At 59.2% G+C, this 18,760-nt stretch carries 14 protein-coding genes and 4 pseudogenes; 11 read left to right on the plus strand and 7 right to left on the minus strand.

What is annotated here, in order from left to right; all coding sequences use genetic code 11:
- The first annotated feature begins 46 nt into the window (after positions 1 to 46).
- Together BI327_RS13315 and BI327_RS13320 are read left to right on the plus strand one after the other, a co-directional pair.
- Entirely contained in the window at positions 47 to 1,723 is a 1,677-nt protein-coding gene (locus BI327_RS13315; protein ID WP_143271594.1) for a polysaccharide biosynthesis tyrosine autokinase, read from the plus strand.
- 82 nt (positions 1,724 to 1,805) lie between these two features.
- Complete coding sequence (locus BI327_RS13320; protein WP_076860640.1) at positions 1,806 to 3,044, plus strand: polysaccharide biosynthesis/export family protein; 1,239 nt, start codon at positions 1,806 to 1,808, stop codon at positions 3,042 to 3,044.
- Between the two features lie 175 nt (positions 3,045 to 3,219).
- Here BI327_RS13320 and BI327_RS13325 read toward each other — a convergent pair whose 3' ends face one another.
- Positions 3,220 to 3,552: an H-NS histone family protein gene (locus BI327_RS13325; protein ID WP_076860802.1), complete on the minus strand. Its 333-nt coding sequence runs from the start codon at positions 3,550 to 3,552 to the stop codon at positions 3,220 to 3,222.
- A gap of 702 nt (positions 3,553 to 4,254) precedes the next feature.
- Between BI327_RS13325 and BI327_RS13330 the strand changes: the two genes are divergently transcribed.
- A complete protein-coding gene (locus tag BI327_RS13330; protein WP_076860641.1) occupies positions 4,255 to 4,638 on the plus strand; it encodes an H-NS histone family protein in 384 nt (127 codons plus the stop codon).
- A 421-nt stretch (positions 4,639 to 5,059) separates the two neighbouring features.
- Here the strand turns inward: BI327_RS13330 and BI327_RS13340 are convergent, their stop codons facing one another.
- Positions 5,060 to 6,454, minus strand: coding sequence for an undecaprenyl-phosphate glucose phosphotransferase (locus BI327_RS13340; protein ID WP_245334786.1), 1,395 nt, complete (start codon positions 6,452 to 6,454; stop codon positions 5,060 to 5,062).
- A 460-nt stretch (positions 6,455 to 6,914) separates the two neighbouring features.
- Here BI327_RS13340 and BI327_RS43100 point away from each other — a divergent pair, with 460 nt between their 5' ends.
- The 3 genes and pseudogenes from BI327_RS43100 to BI327_RS13350 all read left to right on the plus strand — a co-directional run.
- Entirely contained in the window at positions 6,915 to 7,310 is a 396-nt protein-coding gene (locus BI327_RS43100) for a hypothetical protein (protein WP_245334787.1), read from the plus strand.
- A 50-nt stretch (positions 7,311 to 7,360) separates the two neighbouring features.
- Positions 7,361 to 8,233 carry a hypothetical protein gene (locus tag BI327_RS43105; protein ID WP_245334788.1) on the plus strand — a complete coding sequence of 291 codons (873 nt, stop codon included), beginning with the start codon at positions 7,361 to 7,363 and terminating at the stop codon, positions 8,231 to 8,233.
- A 1-nt stretch (position 8,234) separates the two neighbouring features.
- Positions 8,235 to 9,176, plus strand: a pseudogene (locus BI327_RS13350) (UDP-glucuronic acid decarboxylase family protein); the annotation flags it as partial.
- Positions 9,177 to 9,630: 454 nt separating this feature from the next.
- On the opposite strand, the pseudogene istB reads toward BI327_RS13350, so the two are convergent.
- Positions 9,631 to 10,418: pseudogene (istB, locus tag BI327_RS13355) on the minus strand (IS21-like element helper ATPase IstB); the annotation flags it as partial.
- Here istB and BI327_RS13360 point away from each other — a divergent pair.
- Together BI327_RS13360 and BI327_RS13365 are read left to right on the plus strand one after the other, a co-directional pair.
- Positions 10,413 to 11,058, plus strand: a pseudogene (locus BI327_RS13360) (cupin domain-containing protein); the annotation flags it as partial. The pseudogenes istB and BI327_RS13360 overlap by 6 nt on opposite strands.
- A 691-nt stretch (positions 11,059 to 11,749) precedes the next feature.
- On the plus strand, positions 11,750 to 11,986 hold the full coding sequence (locus BI327_RS13365) for a hypothetical protein (protein WP_076860803.1): 237 nt from the start codon (positions 11,750 to 11,752) through the stop codon (positions 11,984 to 11,986).
- 689 nt (positions 11,987 to 12,675) lie between these two features.
- Here the strand turns inward: BI327_RS13365 and BI327_RS13375 are convergent.
- Together BI327_RS13375 and BI327_RS13380 are read right to left on the minus strand one after the other, a co-directional pair.
- Positions 12,676 to 12,873 (minus strand): annotated as a pseudogene (locus tag BI327_RS13375) (transposase); the annotation flags it as partial.
- A 235-nt stretch (positions 12,874 to 13,108) separates the two neighbouring features.
- Positions 13,109 to 14,173, minus strand: a complete 1,065-nt coding sequence (locus BI327_RS13380) for a hypothetical protein (protein WP_143271595.1) — start codon at positions 14,171 to 14,173, stop codon at positions 13,109 to 13,111.
- On the opposite strand from BI327_RS13380, the gene BI327_RS41050 reads away from it, so the two are divergent.
- Entirely contained in the window at positions 14,160 to 14,978 is an 819-nt protein-coding gene (locus BI327_RS41050) for an SGNH/GDSL hydrolase family protein (protein WP_159450442.1), read from the plus strand. The two genes, BI327_RS13380 and BI327_RS41050, sit on opposite strands and share 14 nt — an antisense overlap.
- 20 nt (positions 14,979 to 14,998) lie before the next feature.
- Here BI327_RS41050 and BI327_RS13390 read toward each other — a convergent pair whose 3' ends face one another.
- Together BI327_RS13390 and dinB are read right to left on the minus strand one after the other, a co-directional pair.
- The gene (locus tag BI327_RS13390; RefSeq protein WP_076860647.1) at positions 14,999 to 15,208 is read right to left on the minus strand and encodes a hypothetical protein; all 210 of its coding nucleotides are present in this window, start codon (positions 15,206 to 15,208) and stop codon (positions 14,999 to 15,001) included.
- A gap of 189 nt (positions 15,209 to 15,397) precedes the next feature.
- Positions 15,398 to 16,645, minus strand: a complete 1,248-nt coding sequence (dinB, locus tag BI327_RS13395; protein WP_076860648.1) for a DNA polymerase IV — start codon at positions 16,643 to 16,645, stop codon at positions 15,398 to 15,400.
- A 433-nt stretch (positions 16,646 to 17,078) separates the two neighbouring features.
- Here dinB and BI327_RS13400 point away from each other — a divergent pair, with 433 nt between their 5' ends.
- Both BI327_RS13400 and BI327_RS13405 read left to right on the plus strand, forming a co-directional pair.
- Entirely contained in the window at positions 17,079 to 17,345 is a 267-nt protein-coding gene (locus BI327_RS13400) for a hypothetical protein (RefSeq protein WP_076860649.1), read from the plus strand.
- A gap of 178 nt (positions 17,346 to 17,523) precedes the next feature.
- The gene (locus BI327_RS13405) at positions 17,524 to 18,657 is read left to right on the plus strand and encodes a hypothetical protein (RefSeq protein ID WP_143271596.1); all 1,134 of its coding nucleotides are present in this window, start codon (positions 17,524 to 17,526) and stop codon (positions 18,655 to 18,657) included.
- The last annotated feature ends 103 nt before the right edge of the window (positions 18,658 to 18,760 follow it).

Below are 18,760 nucleotides of genomic sequence, written 5' to 3' on the forward strand. Positions count from 1 at the left end.
TATCCGATATATTTCTTGATGACAGACCTCGGCCGGGACTTAATTGGTGCTTACCGGACCCTATGCTGTTGACGCGGGCGGCAGCGCCATTTTGCGTGTGTCGATGTTCGCAACGCAGCAAGGCGGTGGTTTAGGAGCCGTCGACCCCGACAAGGTCTCGGCCATTGCGGCGCGCATGGGCGCGGGAGAACCATTGATGCTCGATGCGACAAAAAGCAGGCTTCTCCCTATCGACGAAGGAAATTGGCCGGATCAGCAGAGCCCTTGGCGCGAGGGGACCAGCTTCAGGACGCTCGTCGAGAAAGTTAGCCAGCGCCGGCGCATGATGATGGTTCTGACGCTGGTCGGCGCCGTCGCGGGATGGGTCTTGGTCCTCGCCTACGTTACCGTGAGGGTCCCGGCGTACTCCGCTTCATCGGAGCTATTGATTTCGAACACGACGCTGCAGTTGTCCGGCCCAGGCCCGGAGGCGGTCGTGACCCAGGTCCTGGTCGAGAATTCGCTTATCGAGAGCGCGATCGAAGTGCTGAGGTCAGGAAAAGTGCTTGAGCGCGTCATCGACAAGGTCGGATTGGACGAGGTCGCGCGCATATCACCGAGATCGTATGCGTTGCCCTGGAGCGGCCTCGATTCGGAACAAGCGACTTCGGACGCCGGCAGGAGACAGGCAGCGATCGAGTTGTTGAGGTCCAGGACGGTCGTCAAACGTGTAGGCGCAAGCCAAATCGTCTCGGTCCGCGCGAGAGCCCTGACCGCAGCGGACGCGGCGATGCTCACGAATGAGATTGCCGCGGCATTCGTTCAGGAGCTGTACCATGCAAACGCAGTCGTCACCACGAGCGCTCCATTGCGGGAGCGGATTAAGGTGCTCGGCCCGACGGCCCGAATCATTAGCGAGGCCATTCCGCCCAAATCGAAGGAATCACTGTCGGCTGCCGTTGCCATGCTGCTCGGGATCATGCTGGGTGGCGCTTTGGGAGCGGGAAGCGGCCTCGTTTTGACCGCGTTCGATCGCCGCTTGCGCGCTGCAGAACAGGTTGCCGCCGTGACTTCGGTCGAGTGTTTCGGATATATGCCTCGGATCGACCCGCAATCGTCGCTGCCCTCGGAATCCGACCACAACGATCTAGGCTCCATATTGAGGAGGTCGGTATTGCGCCGGGTGCGCTCGGCGGTGCGCGAGCGATCGACGAGGGTCCCCCACATCGTCGGCGTGACGTCCTGTAGCGCCGCTGAGGGGAAGACGACGCTTGCCACAAACCTGGCTCGGTTCATTGCGCGAGATGGCTCGCCCGTGCTTTTGATCGATGCTTCGTGCCCTGATGTGGCGAGTGGTCTGGCAAAAGCCGAGACGCCAGGCCTCCAGAGGTTGCTGCGGGGTACGGCCGCCCCGGACGACGCCATCCTGGACCATATTTGCCCCAACCTCGATTTTCTGCCAGGCGGAGAAGGACTTGGCGATCTCGACCTGATATGGGGCAATCTCGTTCATGCCGTCAACGGCGGGCACGAACGCTATGAGTGGATCCTTCTGGATCTGCCCGCACTCTCCAGCGCGATCGACGTACGCTCTGCGGGCCAGATCATCGATGACCTGATCGTTGTCGTGGAATGGTGCCGCACGTCTGAGGCCCAGCTCGGACAGGCGCTGGGCGCGCTAGGCCCAGTGCGCGACAGGCTTCTCGGCACGGTCATTAACAAAGTTCCGTTGGAGTTCACTTGAGCCCGAAACGGTCAGCCCCACTCAGCTGGCAGGTCGGGCCCTATGATCAGCAATCAGTGATCGCGGTACACGAAGAACAGCCATGACCAAGAGAAAGTCTCGTAAGATTGTTGCGGCCCTGAGCCTCGCGATGGTTGTCGCCGTGGCGCCGGCTACCGTTCTGGCTGGCGATTACAAGCTCGGCACATCCGATAGGGTGAAGATCAAGGTGCAGGAATGGCCGGATCTCACCGGCGAGTATACGGTCAATCCCGACGGTGTCGTTTCGTTGCCCCTGATCGGGAACATCAACGTGGTTGGCCTAAATCTAAACGATCTAGCGCGCGAGATCTCCGACCGCTTGCAGCGACGTTCCGGGGGGACAGAGCGGGCTTTCGCTGCGGTCGAAATCGCTCAGTACCGCTCCTTCGCAATCCTGGGAGACGTTCAAAAGCCCGGTCAATATCCGTATCGGCCGGGTCTTTCGGTGCTTGAGGCGATCAGCGTCGCGGGCGGGTATTATCGACCCGAGTTGGGGATTCTCCGGCTTGGCGCGAGCAGCGACATCACCAGTCAATCAGCCAAGCTGAACCGGCTGACCGCCCGCGAGGCGCGACTGCGCGCAGCGATCGATGGACGCGAGGATATTCCCCTGCCGCCGGAATTCGCGAAGAAGAACGATCCTGAGATCGCAGCGATCATGAAAAGTGAGCAAGCCGCACTCGCGCTGGAGGCCGAGACGAAGCGCATTGAACAGGCGGGATTGGAGACGATCAGGTCGCTGTATCAAAACGAGATGGGATCGCTTCGCGGGCAGGTGGAGGCTCTCACACAGGAGAAGGAAAGTATTGGGACGCAGCTCAACCAGCTGCGGGCGATGGCCGCAAAAGGCCTCGCGCTTTCCCCGACAATGTTCGCCCTCGAGCGATCGTTTGCCCAAGTTTCGAATGAGCAGATGAGCGCAGAAACGGCCATTGTGAAAGCTAAAGAGAACATCTCGTTGGCCGAACAGCGTGTCAACGAGCTTCAGCAACAGAGGCGCCGCGCCGCAACAGGGGAGCTGGAGAAGACAAGAGATGATCTTGTCGACGCGCGCGCAAAACTCATGGCGGCAACGCAGGTGCTTGGCATAGCTCAGACCAGCACGGCCGGCGATGCGCGTGAGCGATCGTCACAGCAGCCCAGTTTCACTATCCTGCGAAAAGAGGGCGAGGCAATGCGGGAGATCGTGGCGGACGAAATGACGCTTGTGGCCCCGGACGATGTCATCAAGATCCCAACTTTCCGCCCTGTTCAAAGTAGCTTCGTCAACATCTCGCGGGCAGCCCCACCGGAACGCTAGGCCGCGGCGACCGCTCCCGTGAATCCTGGAGCCTTTTCCGCTCCGATTGAATCGGAACGGACGCTAGATGGTCTCCAGCACTACAGTTGCATCATTTCGTGAAATGAGCGCGGCCAGCATCGGCTTGGTGAGTCCGCCGCCAGAGCGACCCGCTGGATGAAAATTCAGTGGCAGGTCAGATCCGAAATTCTTCGATTTTGCGTCCCGACTTCTTCGCGGCAACCAACCAGCGGGGAAGTTTGCCGCGGCCGGACCAGGTTTCGGAGGTTTGGGGATTGCGATATTTCGGGAGCACCCGCGGATACTTGCGGCGCCGTTTCGCGTCGCTCAACTGGGCCTCCCCCGGTTGAACGATGGCGCCCACTCCGCGATCAAGGACGGCCAGACGCTTCTCCAACTCCTGCTTTTCCGCCTTGATCCGGTCGGTCAAGATCGCGCTGATCTTCTCGTGGAGCGACCAGAGGTCATCTAACGACATAGACTCGAGTTCGAGCTTCTTCTTCGACAACATTCCGATGCCCTCTAGAATCAATTCGGGTTTCAATATTGCCGCACCCGCGAATAATCAAGAGGGCACAGATTATTACCAACAAAAACAAGAGTAGTATTTGGGTTGGCGACCGGAACCTCAACTTCAACGAGCTGTCCGGAGCAAGCTCTCCAAAACTCGGGTGCGCTTCCACATCGAAGGCGGCTGGCCCCTCGCTCAGCTATATCGATGACGGGTGTGGCCGATGGGTGATCGAGCCCCCGCGGTTGGCGGCTCTTGCGGTATTGCTGCCGGCTTTCGCAACGCATGAACGGCCGCAACTGGCGCCGAATGATCTCGATATCTGTCAGGGCCCGCTGCCGGAGCTCGATCTGCGCCTCGAGAGAGGGCACGTCACAAGGCGCGGTCGACAACAAAACAACTCACAGATTTCTGAAGGCGACACAGAGAGGACTCAATAAAATCCACCTCAATCTCCGAACGCAAAAAAAACCTTTAATAACAATAATCTACCTAAAATATTTCCTATTCCATAAAAAATTCAATTTGGACAAGGGTCAAAAATTCAAAAATAATCATTCCGTTAATATTATAAATAAATTATATAATTTATCCGCGGAATTTTTAATTGGCAGGCCGTGTTTATCCCGCTTCCACCCCGAGGCACGCATAGCATTGAGGCAACCCCGACCAAAATCTCAACCTAAATGGGTGGCGAGAATGCGCAAATTAGATCTGGACGCCATGGATTTTGATGAACTCTGGCTCCTGCACGAGCAGCTCGCGCAAATCCTCTCGGAAAAAATCCGTGCAGAAAAGCTCGAACTTGAAAAGCGTCTCGCACAGCTCAACAGGCCCGAGCCGATCGGCGAGACCAAGAGTCCCTCGGCCGAGAAGCAGACCGACCGGCCTCCACGACGCAGATATCCAAAAGTTCTACCGAAATACTGTAACCCGGCGGATCCGGAGGAAACCTGGTCCGGTCGCGGGAAGCAACCGCGCTGGCTCGTCGCGGCGCTCCAACCTGGGCGCCGGCTTGAGGAGTTCCGGATATCCGATCCCGATCAGCCGCCCAAGGATGAGACCGACCACGGCCAATCCTGAAACGCGCCGCTCATAGTGGGCATTAGATCAAAGCCAGTGGAGGCTCGCGGGTGCGCCGGAAATCCTTGGCAAGGCTACTGCGAATGCCTGAAATCTCGCCAAGGAGAATGTCACAGAGCTCGATTCGCGTGGTGAGCACATTCGCCGTTGTGGTCACGTCTGTCAGGGCATGAAGCCGGACGTGGGTCTGCCTAATAATGCTTAGGGAATCGCGAACCGGACAGCTAGACGACGTCCCCAAATCGCTGATCCTTGTCATGAACACCTCCTCAATCTGTTCCTCAAATAGCTTTCGATCGCTCTCTGCGCCCCTCGCCGAGGTGAGGCGCAAGACGCCAGGTGCGACACGAAGGATGCCCAAGTCCAACACGCCCAGCGATTCACCAATCGGCGAGCAGAAGATGCTGCAGGCGCAGCCGCGCTAATAAGCATTCCAGTACGCCTTTCTGGAAAACAAGGTCATGACGATAATTTTGAGATCGAGAAGGAGTGACCAGTTGTCGATATAGTGCAGATCATGCTCCAGACGGCGCTGCATCTTCTCGAGGGTATCGGTGTCGCCGCGGTACCCATTGACCTGAGCCCAGCCCGTAATGCCAGGCTTGACGTTGTGACGACGGTAAAATGACGAAATCAGCTCAGCGAAGGTCTCATTTTGCGCGGTTGGATGTGGACGGGGCCCGACCATTGACATGTCGCCGCCCAGGACATTGAACAACTGCGGAAGCTCATCGATGTTGGTTTGACGCAAAACGCGTCCCAGACGGGTCACACGTGGATCGTGTCGAGCGACTGGTCTGAAATTGTCGCCCTCCTCCATCACGGACATCGATCGGAATTTCAGCACGCGAATGGGCTCGTTGTTGTAACCGTGCCGCGTCTGCCGAAAAAACACCGGCCCACGGGAGTCAAGTTTGATTGCGAGCGGAACGATGACGAAGAGCGGGCTAGCCAAAATAAGACCAACGATTGCGGCGACGATGTCGAGTGCTCGCTTGATAGCCCGATTGAATGGAGTAAGGGGGGACTGGAAGATGCGCATCGTCACCATGTTGCCGAACTGAGTGATCCGCGACACGGCCATCAGATCGATGGATCCTACAGGAACGACGTGAACATCAACTGGCAGGTCTGATAGGACGCTGGCAAGCGCGAGAGCAGAACGAACATCCGATTCCGAAGTCAAAATGACAATGTCATTCGCTCGAAGGGGGCGGCACTCTGTGGCCAGTTGGAGGACATCAGGTAGCGCTTGGACCGCACCGGGACGCACCCGTCCCGAGCAGTCTTCGCGAACCACCGGAAAGTCGAAGCAGCGGATGGTCCGAATTCCGGTGGCCATTGCACGAGCGGAAAACTGCAGGCAGTGATCCGGATCTCCGATAAGAATGATGCGCCTCGCGTCGATCAGCCCTGACGCAATGGCGGGCTGTAGTAGTGAGTACCATATTGTCCGTGTGCACAGGACCGCGAGCGTGACACTTGCGGCTTGGACGATGACAATTGCGCGCGAGTAGTCTGCGGAGATTTTCAAAAGGAATATCGTCGAAAGCAAGAAGGAGAATACGAGGAAGACGCCGCTGGCGCCGCTCCACAGGAATGCGTGGCGGGGCTGCGTCTGAATCCGCGAATAGTGCCGGAGTCCTATTGATACAAGCAACTGCAATGTGGAAATCAGAAGGGATTCCTGGATGTACAGGGCGGCATCCGGCGAGTGCAGCAGGATCAGCCGATAATAAAGTACGGCAGCGAAATAAGCCGCGCCGGCCACGAGCAGGAATTCGGTACTTGCTGCCAATACCAATAGGGCGGCCAATCTGCCCCTTCCAACGCCTGCTGGGGCTGCCCTGCCGCCACCCACCGAGTGTGCCGGAAGCCTGGTAGAGTCCGGCAAATTGGTTAAGGGCACATAACTCATAGCACTCAGCCACCCAGTCACTTCGGCTCCTTGGCTGAATCAGTACATTCCCGGTCACTGGATGGAATTGCTAAGAACGGGATGGAATTGGCGAAAAGTGGGTAACTACGATGGCCCCATTGAGCCGCGGCAGTGCGTGGCTAAAGTTCGAGCGGCAATCCCGCTCGAGTGCCCATCCCATGGCTCTGATGGGAATGCGAATTGAAAATCAATATGGAAACCCGATGAATCGAACATAGCCAGGAAGGCACTGAACGGCTCCGCGCAAATGAGGAAACAGAACGTCAGTTTTACGGACCGCCTGTCTGGACGGTTGCTCGGGCGCAGGCGAGTTGACGTGTTGGAAGGATCTCACGCGGTGACCGCGTTCAATATCGACCTTGGCTGTTGCTTCAAATGGGGCCTGGTAACAGTTGGCCTGACATTTCCCGTCATTTTGTTGCCACTGGTCGGAATGCTTCCAGTGGCCGGCCTGCCCTTTCCGCAGATCCAAGCCAACATCGCGGCCGCACTGGCGAGCAAGATGTATCGATACAGAATGCCGGACGGCCGTGAGGCCGTCATCGTGATTGACGCAGATGAGGTTACGGCGATCGTGGCGGAATACAGGCCCATATGCGTAAACGGGGACGTGTCGAAGCCGGGTGGTTTCCCTTGTCGTCCGTCTGTCGCCGCACGCCAGCTTGTCGCTGTGGCGGGCAGCTACGACATGATGCGCATCAGAATGAATAACCCATCGAGTCAGCGGACTTGAGAAGCAAGTATGGATCCCTTTGGACCGAATTCGCCAAGGAGCAGGCGCGCATGTGGCGCATCAACAGTGAGTTCGGAGAGGGGGCGCAGATCAATCCAGGCGCTCTGACGGACATGCCCATAGCTCGATCGGCGATTTCGGAAATCGTCAACGCAGAAACGGAATATTTGAAGACGAAGCAGAGTGACAACCAGCAGGAGAAGGCGTTCCTTCAGCGCGGCGTCCGCCAGGGAGACGACGAGGTCCGCGTGCTTTCAGAGCAGAAGAGAGATGAAGAGGGACTTCAGTCAGACCTCGAAGACCTGCAGAAAACCACCGAGCTCTTCGGCAAGGGTTCCTTGATCAGTTCTCGCGTTACGGATACGCGTCGCGCCGTGCTGCTGTCATCAACCCGGAAGCTGCAAACCTCCGCGCAACTACTGCAGGTCAAGAAGCAGCAGGGCGAATTCGTCAGAAAGCTGGCAGAGCTCGACGACCAGCGTAGGCTCGACCTGCTCCGTGAGCCGCAAGACACTAGCGTCAAGCTCAACCAAATTCGCGAGAAGCTGCAGAGCGTCGGCGAGCTTCAGTACACCGCGATGGTTCGATCGCAACTCGCGCGAGGAGCCAGCAGTAAGCCGGACATTGCCATCATCAGAAAGGGCGGGAAAGGACAGGAGCGGATTATCGCAAGCGAAGATACCGAGCTGCAGCCGAGTGACGCCGTCGAGGTCACCCTGCGATACCAGGACGGGCCTGATGCCCCTCCCCGAAGGCAAACCAGTTCCTTAACTCTCCCATCAGTGATGGGCCGCGCCGATACGGCCGGGGGGCGATTCGCTGCGCGAAATGGCCCCGGAACGGAAGGGCGCTACGTCTGGGAGGTGAGTGGCGACGCTGCTGACACAATGCAGCGTCGGCCTATTATTTCGAACGGAGAATAACATGCGACGCAATTATGATACTTGCAAACGCGTTTTGGTCACCGGAGGAGCCGGCTTCTTGGGCTCCCATTTAATCGATCGACTGCTCTCCGACGGCCATGAGGTTGTCTGCGTAGACAATCTCTTCACCGGAACCAAGCACAACATTGAGCATTTGCACGCACACCCGCGCTTTGAATTTTTGCGCCACGACATCACCTTTCCCCTGCACGTCGAAGTCGATGAGATCTACAACTTGGCCTGCCCCGCGTCGCCGGTCCAATACCAGCACGATCCGGTGCAGACCACAAAAACATCGGTGCATGGCGCGATAAATATGTTGGGCCTCGCCAAGCGGCTGAAATGTCGAATTCTGCAGGCTTCGACAAGCGAAGTTTATGGCGATCCGGCGGTTCATCCTCAACGCGAGGATTATTGGGGCCATGTGAATCCCATCGGTCCTCGGTCTTGCTATGATGAGGGAAAGCGTTGCGCCGAGACCCTGTTCTTCGATTATCACCGACAGTGCGGCGTCGAAATCAAGGTTGCTCGCATCTTCAACACATACGGCCCGCGGATGCATCGAGCTGACGGTCGAGTGGTTTCGAATTTCATCATTCAGGCACTCAGCGGCGAGCCGATCACGCTCTACGGTGAGGGCAATCAGACTCGTTCGTTCTGCTACGTGGATGACTTGATTGATGGTCTCGTGCGCCTGATGGAGAGCCGCGCTTCGTTCACCGGACCGGTCAATATTGGAAATGTTGGAGAATTCAGCATTCGAGAGCTCGCGGAACTGGTGCTTGCTGAAACCGGCTCCTCTTCAAAACTCGTCAATTTACCGTTGCCCCGCGACGATCCATGGCAACGTCGACCCGATATTTCCCTCGCCAAGGCCGAATTGGGCTGGCAACCGACCATAAGGCTGCAAGACGGATTGAAGCCGACCGTTGCATATTTCCGCCGCGATCAGGCGCGTCGATCGTGCAAGCCGGAGGAGCAATATATCCGATCGCCGTCGACGAACGGGATTAATGGATCAATTCCATCGCGTGCGACATCCTCGAAGCTGAATGATCGCTCGCACATCGTGGAGGTTTCGGCCGTTCCAAATATCGACCGAACCCCGGCCCAGCACCACGGGGGCGACGTTTGACGCGATCCGGGAATGGTGCGGCGGCCGTCAGGCCGCCGCCATACATCGGACGATTCAGTGCCCGACCTAGGCTAGCTAAGCTCGTGCGCCCCCAAGGCTAAAAAGCTGGCAATCTCGAATGCCGTTGGCCGAGAAAGGCGTGGAGGTAAGCCGGCGAACGCTGCAACGCGCCGTGCAGCCCTATTGTCAACGGGCAGCGAACTTTCCGCGAGAATGAGCTTCCAAATTTCCCTAGGTGACGGCGATTGTGGTTCGGGGATCGGCCGCTATCGTGATCGTCATTGGTCCTTCCAGGCGGGCGGCCGCGGCGCTTGGGCGGCGGCGGGTTTGTGAGCGCGCGCGAGCGGACGTTTTCCGGTACGAGGGCGGCGTGCTGGCGGAGCCGATAGCTCGATCCCTCGATTTGGATAACAACGGCGTGGTGAAGCAGACGATCAAGCAATGCTGTGGCGACGACGGCATCACCAAAGACCTCGCCCCATTCGGCAAAGCCGCGGTTCGAAGTGAGGATCGTCGCACCTTTTTCGTAGCGGGCGTTGACCAACTGGAAGAACAGATTGCCGCCGCCGGGCACGACCGGGAGGTAACCGATCTCGTCGACGACAAGGAGGGAGGCACGGGCGAGGAACCGCAGGCGCTCGCGCAAAGTGCCTTCGCGTTCGGCTTTTGCGAGGGTGGTGACGATGTCGGCGAGCGTGGCGAACGCGACGCTCTTTCCAGCCTTCACGGCCTCGACCGCGAGCGCCGTCGCGAGATGGCTCTTGCCGGTGCCGGGCGGCCAAAGCAGATGGACCACCTCAGCGCGGTCGATGAACTTCAATTCGGCAAGCGCCAGGATGCGATTGCGATCGAGCGAGGGCTGGAACGCGAAGTCGAAGCCGGCGAGGGTTTTGACGGTGGTCAGGCGAGACATTCTCAGCGCGGTGCTGACACGGCGATTGTCGCGTAGCGTCAGCTCCTCGATAAGCAGCGGATCGAGCGCCTCAATCCAGGTGACCTCACCTGTTCGACTAGCCGGAGCGTAGTGTCCAGTATTTCCAGCGCACGTGGCTTGCCGCGGTGGTGCCGGTGGCGTGCGGCTGGTCCGACATCGGCTCGTGGCGTCAGGTCTGGGAGCTGTCCGACAAGGATGGCCTCGGCAACGCGGCGCGCGGCACCGCGGTGTTCGAGGATTCCCGCAATTGCAACGTCTCGACCGACCGGGCGCTGGTTGCGCTCGAGGGCGTCGACGACCTCGTCGTGGTCGCAACCCAGGACGCCGTGCTGGTGTCACGCCAGAAGGACGCCAACGGGCTGAAGCGGCTGGTCGCGAAATTGAAGGTTTCCGCACCCGCGGTGACCGAGAACCATATCAAGGTGCACCGTCCCTGGGGCTCCTATCAGTCGGTCGACAATGGCGACCGCCACCAGGTCAAGCGCATCGTCGTCAAGCCGGGCGGGCGGCTGTCGTTGCAGAAGCACCATCACCGCTCCGAGCACTGGATCGTCGTGCGCGGGACCGCGCAGGTCACCGTCAACGAGCTGATCAAGACGGTGCACGAGAACGAATCGATCTACATCCCGATCGGCGCGGTGCATCGGCTGGAGAATCCCGGCAAGATTCAGCTCGAGTTGATCGAGGTGCAGACCGGCAGCTATCTCGGCGAGGACGACATTTATTCGCATCGAGGACGACTATCGACGCGCCTAGTCGCGTGGGTTCCAGTGGAGGCTCGCCACCGGCCAATCCGTATCTGAGTACGGAACGCCGCGATGCCGTGAGCTTCTTCCGGAAGGGTGCGCATGAAATGGCAATCCCGAACTCCTTGTTAGGAAGGTCGCCTTTTCCGCCGGGCGCACTGTCGGCGCCGTCTCATGATCTTCGCTACCCGGATAGGCCAAGATCTGATTGAGAGGCATGGTGGTAGCTCGAGTTCATCTTGACTGGGGTGGCTGAGCCACAGCCCTAACCACATTTTACGTTCGACAGAATACCTCGGAATTTCCAGGCAGCTCTCTGCAAAGAAGAGTAACTATTCCACGCTCGCTTCATTGCAGCGAGATTGGATTGTGCATTGCTAGTCTTCGATCGGCCGCAAGATGCGGACGACGACATTTACTTCATACTACGGGAGGTCTTTTGATCTTGGATAGGCGGTCGGTGCGAAACCGGTGAGAATGCGATCACTTATTGCGAGATGCTGATCCGCGGCTTTCCGTTCGAAACTACAGATCGTCGCCTTCAAGACTGCCCAGGGATGGTTGCATAAAATCACGGCCGAAGTCCTCGCTGGGTTGAAGCGGCGCAGAGACAGCTGCAAAATTATCCCCGGCTCTCTGCAATTTTTTTTGAAAATGGCCGGGAGATATCAGCCTATTTCCGGCCCCGCCAGGAGATGAAGATGACCGACGAGCAGTTGATGCGCCTGAAAGTTTACGGCAACAATGTCCAGCGCTATCGCCGATTGCTCAATGGCAACCTGACCGAACAAGAGCGTCAGTTCGTCGAAAGGCGCCTCACGGAAGAACAGTTGGCGATCCAGAGCCTGACGGGCGATGGCCTCCCACTCTGCACGTCAAAGGCTTATGTGAAGAGGTCGCCTTCTTCACCCAGACGCCGTCCGCGTGGTGAAGCATGAACGAGCGGGCAGATGCCGAAGGCCGCCGCACGAGCCGCAGGCTTCTGCCCGCGGATAACAACGAGGGCTTGAACGATTTCGTTGCGGGGTTTGAAGGGACTAACGAATGACTTTTCACGGTCACGTCGTCCACATTGGCCGAACAGCGCAGATCTTCATCGATCGCAGCTCTCGGCGGCCGGCGCATCAGGAGACAAGCAGGTCGCCGAGGAGGTCAGAGGATCACCCCGTGCTGCGGAGCCTACGTCCGCAAGTAAAGACACCGGAAACCCTGATCGGACGAGCGTGAGCGAATTGTTCCGCGAGCAATTAGTCAAATGTGCGGAGAGCGCTTCGGTTATCGTTGGGAGGCTCGGGGCACTTCAAAGCGAAGGCAAACAAGAGAAGCGCCGTGTGACGCTCCCTTAGAGCACAAAACGCCTGTTTCAGCCTTGAGGTGGCTAAAGTCCGTCGCCTTGGGTGAGCGGGCCTACCCGCGAGCCTACGACACCTCAGACCAGCGTGCCAAAAACCTGCCAATCTGGCTTCATCACTACAATTGGCATCGATCGCACGGTAGTCTGCAAGCCAAACCATCCATCAGCCGCCTCCGCCTCCCGGAGGACGACCTTTTGAGATTCCACAGTTAGCGGCTCCCGCTACCAATTTTTGCGATTGCCCAGCCCTGACACATAGGTAACGGATCGTACCTAAGACGTGGGTGACAGCGTGGTGCCGAACGGGTTGTCGAGGGGTTGCAAGGCTTTCTGCTCCAGGTCGACGTATCCCCGATCATAGTGCATGAAGCTGACGAGCCAAATGCCGTGGTCGACTTCCTTGATGCCGAGGTTTTGGCCGACCAATACGTTGGAGATATTGATCCGCTTGACCCGACCACACACCGACACAGAAGGCCTGCTCACATTGGTTATCGTCGGATTTTTCTTGACCTCCCGGTACACACGGCGAGCACACGGCGCCTTCTAATAGTCGAGAAACCTGAACTCTCGCTTCAATCCACCACCAAGCCACAACTGGATTTATCCATTTTCATATCTTAACCGCGTCATTCGATGCCCGTCAGAGGTTAGAGCATTGCGTTCCTGAAGCGGGCATTCGCCATTCGCTGGCACCCCCGCCCCATCAATCAGGCATCCACCTGATGGAAGCCGGGTTGGTGGGCCGCGTGGTCGTGTACGTGATCAGATCGTAGCCGCGCTCGACGACGAGATCGGCGACTTCGATGAAGCCTTCGTCATTGTCGTCCTTCGAGCTATGAAGGGTAACGTCGCTGATGGGAACGTTCTGGTTGGTCAGAGACAGCTTGACGAACCCCTGATGATCTCGAATTGGCTTGCAGATCGGAATCAGCCTCGCCTCGAAGTTCGTCGGGTGATAGGGCTTGAGGCGCAGGTTCTTGTGGAAGGTCCTGTCTCCCTCAATCGACAGCACGCTCTTGCAAGCCGCCGAATTGACCATCATGCCGCGGATCGATGCATCCGACCCGATGTAGACCGGATAGGTTTCTCCGCGCCCGAACCTGACGCCGGAGAAACTTATCAGTCTCGATGAGTATTCAACCGGCGTGCCCGGCACTTGATCCCTGAGCGGAACGCGTTCGTAAGCAGTGAATGCAAACGTGCGTTTGCACTTTGTCGTCGCGGTCGTTCTTATCTTAGTCAAGAAATTGCCAAGGTGCGTCGCTATCACCCCCGAGAGGAGTTCGGCCGGATGACTGCCGTCTGCGTAGAGTTCCTTCGCGTCAACGTTGTTGGACTTGGCGACGGCAGCAATGACGTCTCGCACATCAAGGTAGTACCAGTCCTGCTTCTGGCAGACTGAAATGCAGGCAGAAATGATCGTCCTTGATGCGTTGATGTCGCTCACCGGTATGCAGACAAAGACCGGTTCGCAATTTGCGCGCTTGGCGGAATGGCCAATCCACTCAACCCACTTCACAACATCGTAGTAATCGATGGCATTGGCCGACAGCAGCGAGAAATCGATGACGCACGTATCGACGATGCAGAACTCCGAGCCCTGAAAAAAGTCGCCCTGGGCGAAGTAAGGACCGAGCAAGGACGGCGACGCCCCGATCCTTCCCGCTGATTTCACGGTGATCGTGTCGTCGGCATCCAGAAACTTCTGAAAGAACCCCGCCTTCAAGATGCTGTTTGACTGTCCCAGGATCGAAATGTTCAGCGACATCGGATTGACCGCCCTCAGATGGAACCGCTCAATGACATCGAAAACACCCGATGGAGAACTTCGCCACACCGCGTCAACGACATCGATGGTCTGTGTCGCGGCGACGTTATCAATTGTCGCGGCGCTCTGTCTACCATCCGCGGACCGCGCGCAGCAGAGCCCGAGATCCGCATGCGACAAGACCGACACGCAATTCGCCGTATCACCGTCGGTGCCCGACAACGCGGATGCGCTCCGCAAGTATGAAAGAAATGTGTCCGGACTAACCAGTGACGTCTCAACGGTGATGCTTGGCGACTCGCTCGTCGAGGCATGGCCGAAAGATTTGTCGGCGACGCTCGGCGCCGGACCCGTGGCCAATCTCGGCGTCGGACGCGACAGGATTCAAAACACGCTCTGGTTCATCGAACACAACCGCGAGCGACTGCGACAGATCAAGCCGAAGACAGTTATCGTGCTGGTCGGGACCAACAACATCTATCTCGATAAGCCGTGCGGAGTGATGGAATCGTATCAGAAGCTGTTTGGAGAGATCAGGTCGATCTGGCAGAACGGCAGGATCTACAGCATCCACATTCTGCCGCGAGGCGAACAAATGAAGGGAGCGGCCGAGAACATTGCATATGTCAATTCCGAACTCAGCAGGAGAAGCAAGGAGCTCGGAATCAGAACGATCGACGCCTCTGACATCGCATGCGGAAAGACGACGCCATGCGCCAATTACAAGGGCGATCTCCTGCACCTGACGCCTCCGGGATACGAAATCCTCACCAGGATCACCCGGGCCAGCATTGGCGCACCATAGCGTGCGCGCGAGCCGATCTGCTAGGTAAGCATCGAGATGATCGATTGCAGCTGATCGGAGGCCGACGACACGAGGCCGTCGAACGACGTCTGGCCGTGGGCCGCCGCGCGCAGGATCGTTTCGGCAACGGCGGCCTTGAGACCGAACACGGATTGATCCGGTGGTACGCTTGCCATGACCGCGTCCAACGCATCGCGCATGGTCTGGATCAGCTCGGAGCTGTACTTCATGGCTTGTCCTCCGCATCTCCAGAATAAGCGGCGTGCGCGCGGTCACCACTCACAAGGCCGCGATTCCAGATTGCCTTTTCTTAATGCGCTAAAGCGCGATGGGATCGGTTTGAATCGTCATCGCGCTTTAGATTCTTGTTTTAGCATGATCTTTTCGGAAAACCGCTTCGCACTTTTCCGGATCATGCTCTAGAGATCCTTCTCGGCAAGCTCGCGAAATGCGTCGGGCACCGAGCGAGGCGCCTCCAGCGCGGCCGAGCCGTATCCGATCGCCTCCCAGCCAAAGCGATCGCGGATCCTGTCGATCGCGCAATCCGCCGCAAAGCGCGCCATCCCTGTCGGACTTCCCGGGCGAAGCGCCTCATCCGCCAGCCCAAGCGGAAGCTCCAGCGCAAGATCCCAATGCTCCTCGAGATGCGACACCGAGATCGCCAGCAGCGAGATGATCTTCTCGCGGGGATATTCAGCCAGGATCGCGCGCACAAGACCGTCGGCGAGCCGCGCGAGAATCATTGTCGAGCAGACCGGCGCGTCGAGCGTGATCGCGCGCGTCACCGACTTCAGATCGGCGAAACGAACACGCACCGTCACGGTTCGTCCGGGCCGGGATTTCGCCCGAAGCCGCGTGGCGACGCGGTCGGCAAGATGAAGCAGCGTTGGCCGGATGACCTGCTCGGTCGCAGGCGTTCGGCCGAGCGCCGATTGCGCTCCTGCCGAGCGCGCACGCCGGTGCGGCTTGAGTTGTCGCGGATCGCGATTCCAGGCCAGCGCGGCGAGCTTCTCGCCCGCCGCCGGACCGAGCAGGCGCGCCAGCGAGCGTTCCGACAATCTGGCGAGCTGGCCGATCGTCGCGACGCCGATCGCCTCCAGCCGTGTCCTTGTGACCGGCCCTACTCCCCACATCAACTCAACGGGCAATTCGTGCAGGAAGCCGAGCTCGGCGCCGGGATCGACGACGACGAGACCGTCGGGCTTTGCAACCTGCGACGCGATCTTCGCCAGATGCTTGGTGCGCGCGACGCCCACCGAGATCGGAAGGCCGAGCTCGCTGCGCACGCGCCGCCGGATCGTCGCGGCGATTTCGGCGGGCGTCCCGAACAGATGCGTGCAGCCGGCAACGTCCGCAAATGCCTCGTCGATCGAAATGCGTTCGACCAGCGGCGTGAAGTCGCCGATCACCTTGATCGCTGCGTCACCCAGCCGCTTGTAGTCACTGAAATGGCCGCCGACAAAGATCAGTTGCGGACACAGCCGGCGTGCATCCCGTCCCGACATGCCGCCGCGCACGCCGAACGCCTTGGCCTCGTAGGACGCGGCAAGCACGACCCCGCCGCCGACGGCAATCGGCTTGCCTCGCAGCGACGGCGCGAGCAGCTGCTCGACCGACGCGTAAAAGGCATCCAGGTCCGCGTGAAGGATGGTGGCTGCGACTGCCATCTCAACCCGTTCGTCCCTCACCCCCGACCGAAGCCGCGCGTCCTCGGGCGCTGTAATTGATCCTAGAACAGAACAAGAACATACTCAACCTGTCTTTGCCGTCTCAGCCGCCGGCGCCGCGAACGACGCCTGGCCGTCACCGAGCGTTGCCGATCCTGCGCGCTCGCGGCGCGAACGTGCGCGGCCCCGACGTCCGCGACGCGCTGCTCAAGCTAGGCAGCAGGCGTAGCGAGTACTGCGCGCGACCTTCCCTCACCGTCACCCTGAGGAGGCCGCAGCGCGGCCGTCTCGAAGGGTCGACGGCCCAGCTGGCGGCCGTGCATCCTTCGAGACGCGCTACGCGCTCCTCAGGATGACGGGTCCTCGCATCGTGCCCAGCCCGCTGATGGCCGGCTTGCTTTGACGGACAGGCTTTTTCGGATAGAAATCTGGAATGACCGACCACTCTCATCAGGTGGACTTCCAAGCCGCGGCCTACCTCTACAAATGGCCCTCTCTCAACAACTCCAGGCGAGAGGATCGCGCGCCCTATATGGTCGTCGACGGAACGCTCGACCAATGTATCAGGGATTTCATGGGCAAGCCCGAGAGGACGCGCCATCTGTACGAGATCCGCACCAAATCGCAGCCTCCCCTCGTCCCCGACGTGCTGTCGCCCGAGCACGTGATCGAGCTTTCCAGGCTTCGCGAGTTCCTCTGAGCCGCTGCGGTTTGACGTCGCGTCTCGTTCGCGCGCGGACTTATCCATCTGTCGTAGGCCAGGAGCCGGATTGTTTGCCTGCAACAGAGCCGTTACATTCGCGTGACTCTCTGTCTGCACGAGCGGCCGATGGGGCATCGAGAGGCGCCGCATGAGATTCAATCTGGCGATCCTGAGTGTGCTGGCCGCAAGGCCCGAGCAGCGGATCCCGCTTGATGAGGTCAGTCGCGAAGTCAAACGCATGATCGCGGCGGGCGATGCAGCCACGAAGCTGAAGCGATCGTCCGAGCTTGGCGATGCCGACGTCTTTCAATCCGGATGGGCTTCCATCAACGAGTCCGGCCTCCAGATCACGGAGACCGGGCTCGCGCTCTGGAGCTCGCTTGAAGCCTCCCGCGCCGAACAGGAACTGATCGCGCAGGAGCTCGGCGAGCAGGAGCTCATCGACCAGAAACTTAGCGAACGGCAAGCCCAGCCCCTGGAGGTTGTCGTTGCCGCTCCCTCCGATGCGATCAGCAACGCCGTTGTCGACCGGCCCAGCGGAATCGATGGGCAATTGCCGCGCGTGACGGGCGACGGCCTTGCCGATCGCATGATTTCGAGGCCAAGCCACGCACCCGCAGCGCTCGATCTGTCCGCGCAAATCCCGCTGATCCCTGAGCCGGCATTCGGCTCGATTCACGCTGCGGACCCGAACGATTCCCGGCTCTCGCGACTCGCGAAATTGCTCGGCAGCAGCATGCCGGGATTTGCCCGGACGCGGCGTCGGCGTTCGCCGGCAGACGCGCCGGATCGGAAAACCGTCAATCGCGTCGGAATGACGGGGCTGGCCGTTGCATGTCTCAGCCTGATTTCGGTCGTCGCCTGCGTTGCCGCAGCGATCGCACTCGGCCAGAACTCCTCCCTGAAATCGGATATCGTCATGCTGCACCGGGAGCTCGTGCCGCTGCGGGAGCGCCTTGCAAAGCTCGAGCAGGACGCAGCGAGGCGCGAAGCCGCGCAACGGGAAGAAGCGCAAGACAGGGCCGAGGCGGAAAAGAGGGCGGCGATCATCGAGCAGGCCGCACTCAATCTCTCGCGAGAAGAGATTCAATTGATCAGGGAGTATATCAAGGCCGCGCCCATGCCCGGCGCAGCTGCAACGCCGGTCAATGTCGGCGATCCCGTCACCGGCGGAATGATTCCGCTGCCATCGCCGCTGACCGAAAAAATTCCGAGGCTGGTCGGTGCAAGATTTTCCATCCGCAACGGCGCCATCATCATCAGCGCACGCAACAGCCGCCGCATCGATGCCGTGCTGATGCCGAATTAGCTCGGCACGGGCAGCCTTGATGCACCGCGCATACGACCCGGCGCAGCCCCACGATGGGCTCCGGGCGATGCTTGCCCCCGATTAACCGTAATAGCCGGCCGTT

This window comes from Bradyrhizobium mercantei (assembly GCF_001982635.1).
In the GTDB taxonomy this organism is placed as follows: Bacteria; Pseudomonadota; Alphaproteobacteria; order Rhizobiales; family Xanthobacteraceae; genus Bradyrhizobium; species Bradyrhizobium mercantei.

Excerpts from the sequence above, each read along its gene's own strand:
- BI327_RS43105 (WP_245334788.1), top strand. The coding sequence starts at position 7,361 with ATGTGGCGCATCAACAGTGAGTTCGGAGAGGGGGCGCAGATCAATCCA.
- BI327_RS13380 (WP_143271595.1), bottom strand. The coding sequence starts at position 14,173 with ATGTCGCTGAACATTTCGATCCTGGGACAGTCAAACAGCATCTTGAAG.
- dinB (WP_076860648.1), bottom strand. The coding sequence starts at position 16,645 with ATGGCAGTCGCAGCCACCATCCTTCACGCGGACCTGGATGCCTTTTAC.
- BI327_RS13365 (WP_076860803.1), top strand. The coding sequence starts at position 11,750 with ATGACCGACGAGCAGTTGATGCGCCTGAAAGTTTACGGCAACAATGTC.
- BI327_RS13320 (WP_076860640.1), top strand. The coding sequence starts at position 1,806 with ATGACCAAGAGAAAGTCTCGTAAGATTGTTGCGGCCCTGAGCCTCGCG.
- BI327_RS13390 (WP_076860647.1), bottom strand. The coding sequence starts at position 15,208 with ATGAAGTACAGCTCCGAGCTGATCCAGACCATGCGCGATGCGTTGGAC.
- BI327_RS41050 (WP_159450442.1), top strand. The coding sequence starts at position 14,160 with ATGTTCAGCGACATCGGATTGACCGCCCTCAGATGGAACCGCTCAATG.
- BI327_RS13330 (WP_076860641.1), top strand. The coding sequence starts at position 4,255 with ATGCGCAAATTAGATCTGGACGCCATGGATTTTGATGAACTCTGGCTC.
- BI327_RS13400 (WP_076860649.1), top strand. The coding sequence starts at position 17,079 with ATGACCGACCACTCTCATCAGGTGGACTTCCAAGCCGCGGCCTACCTC.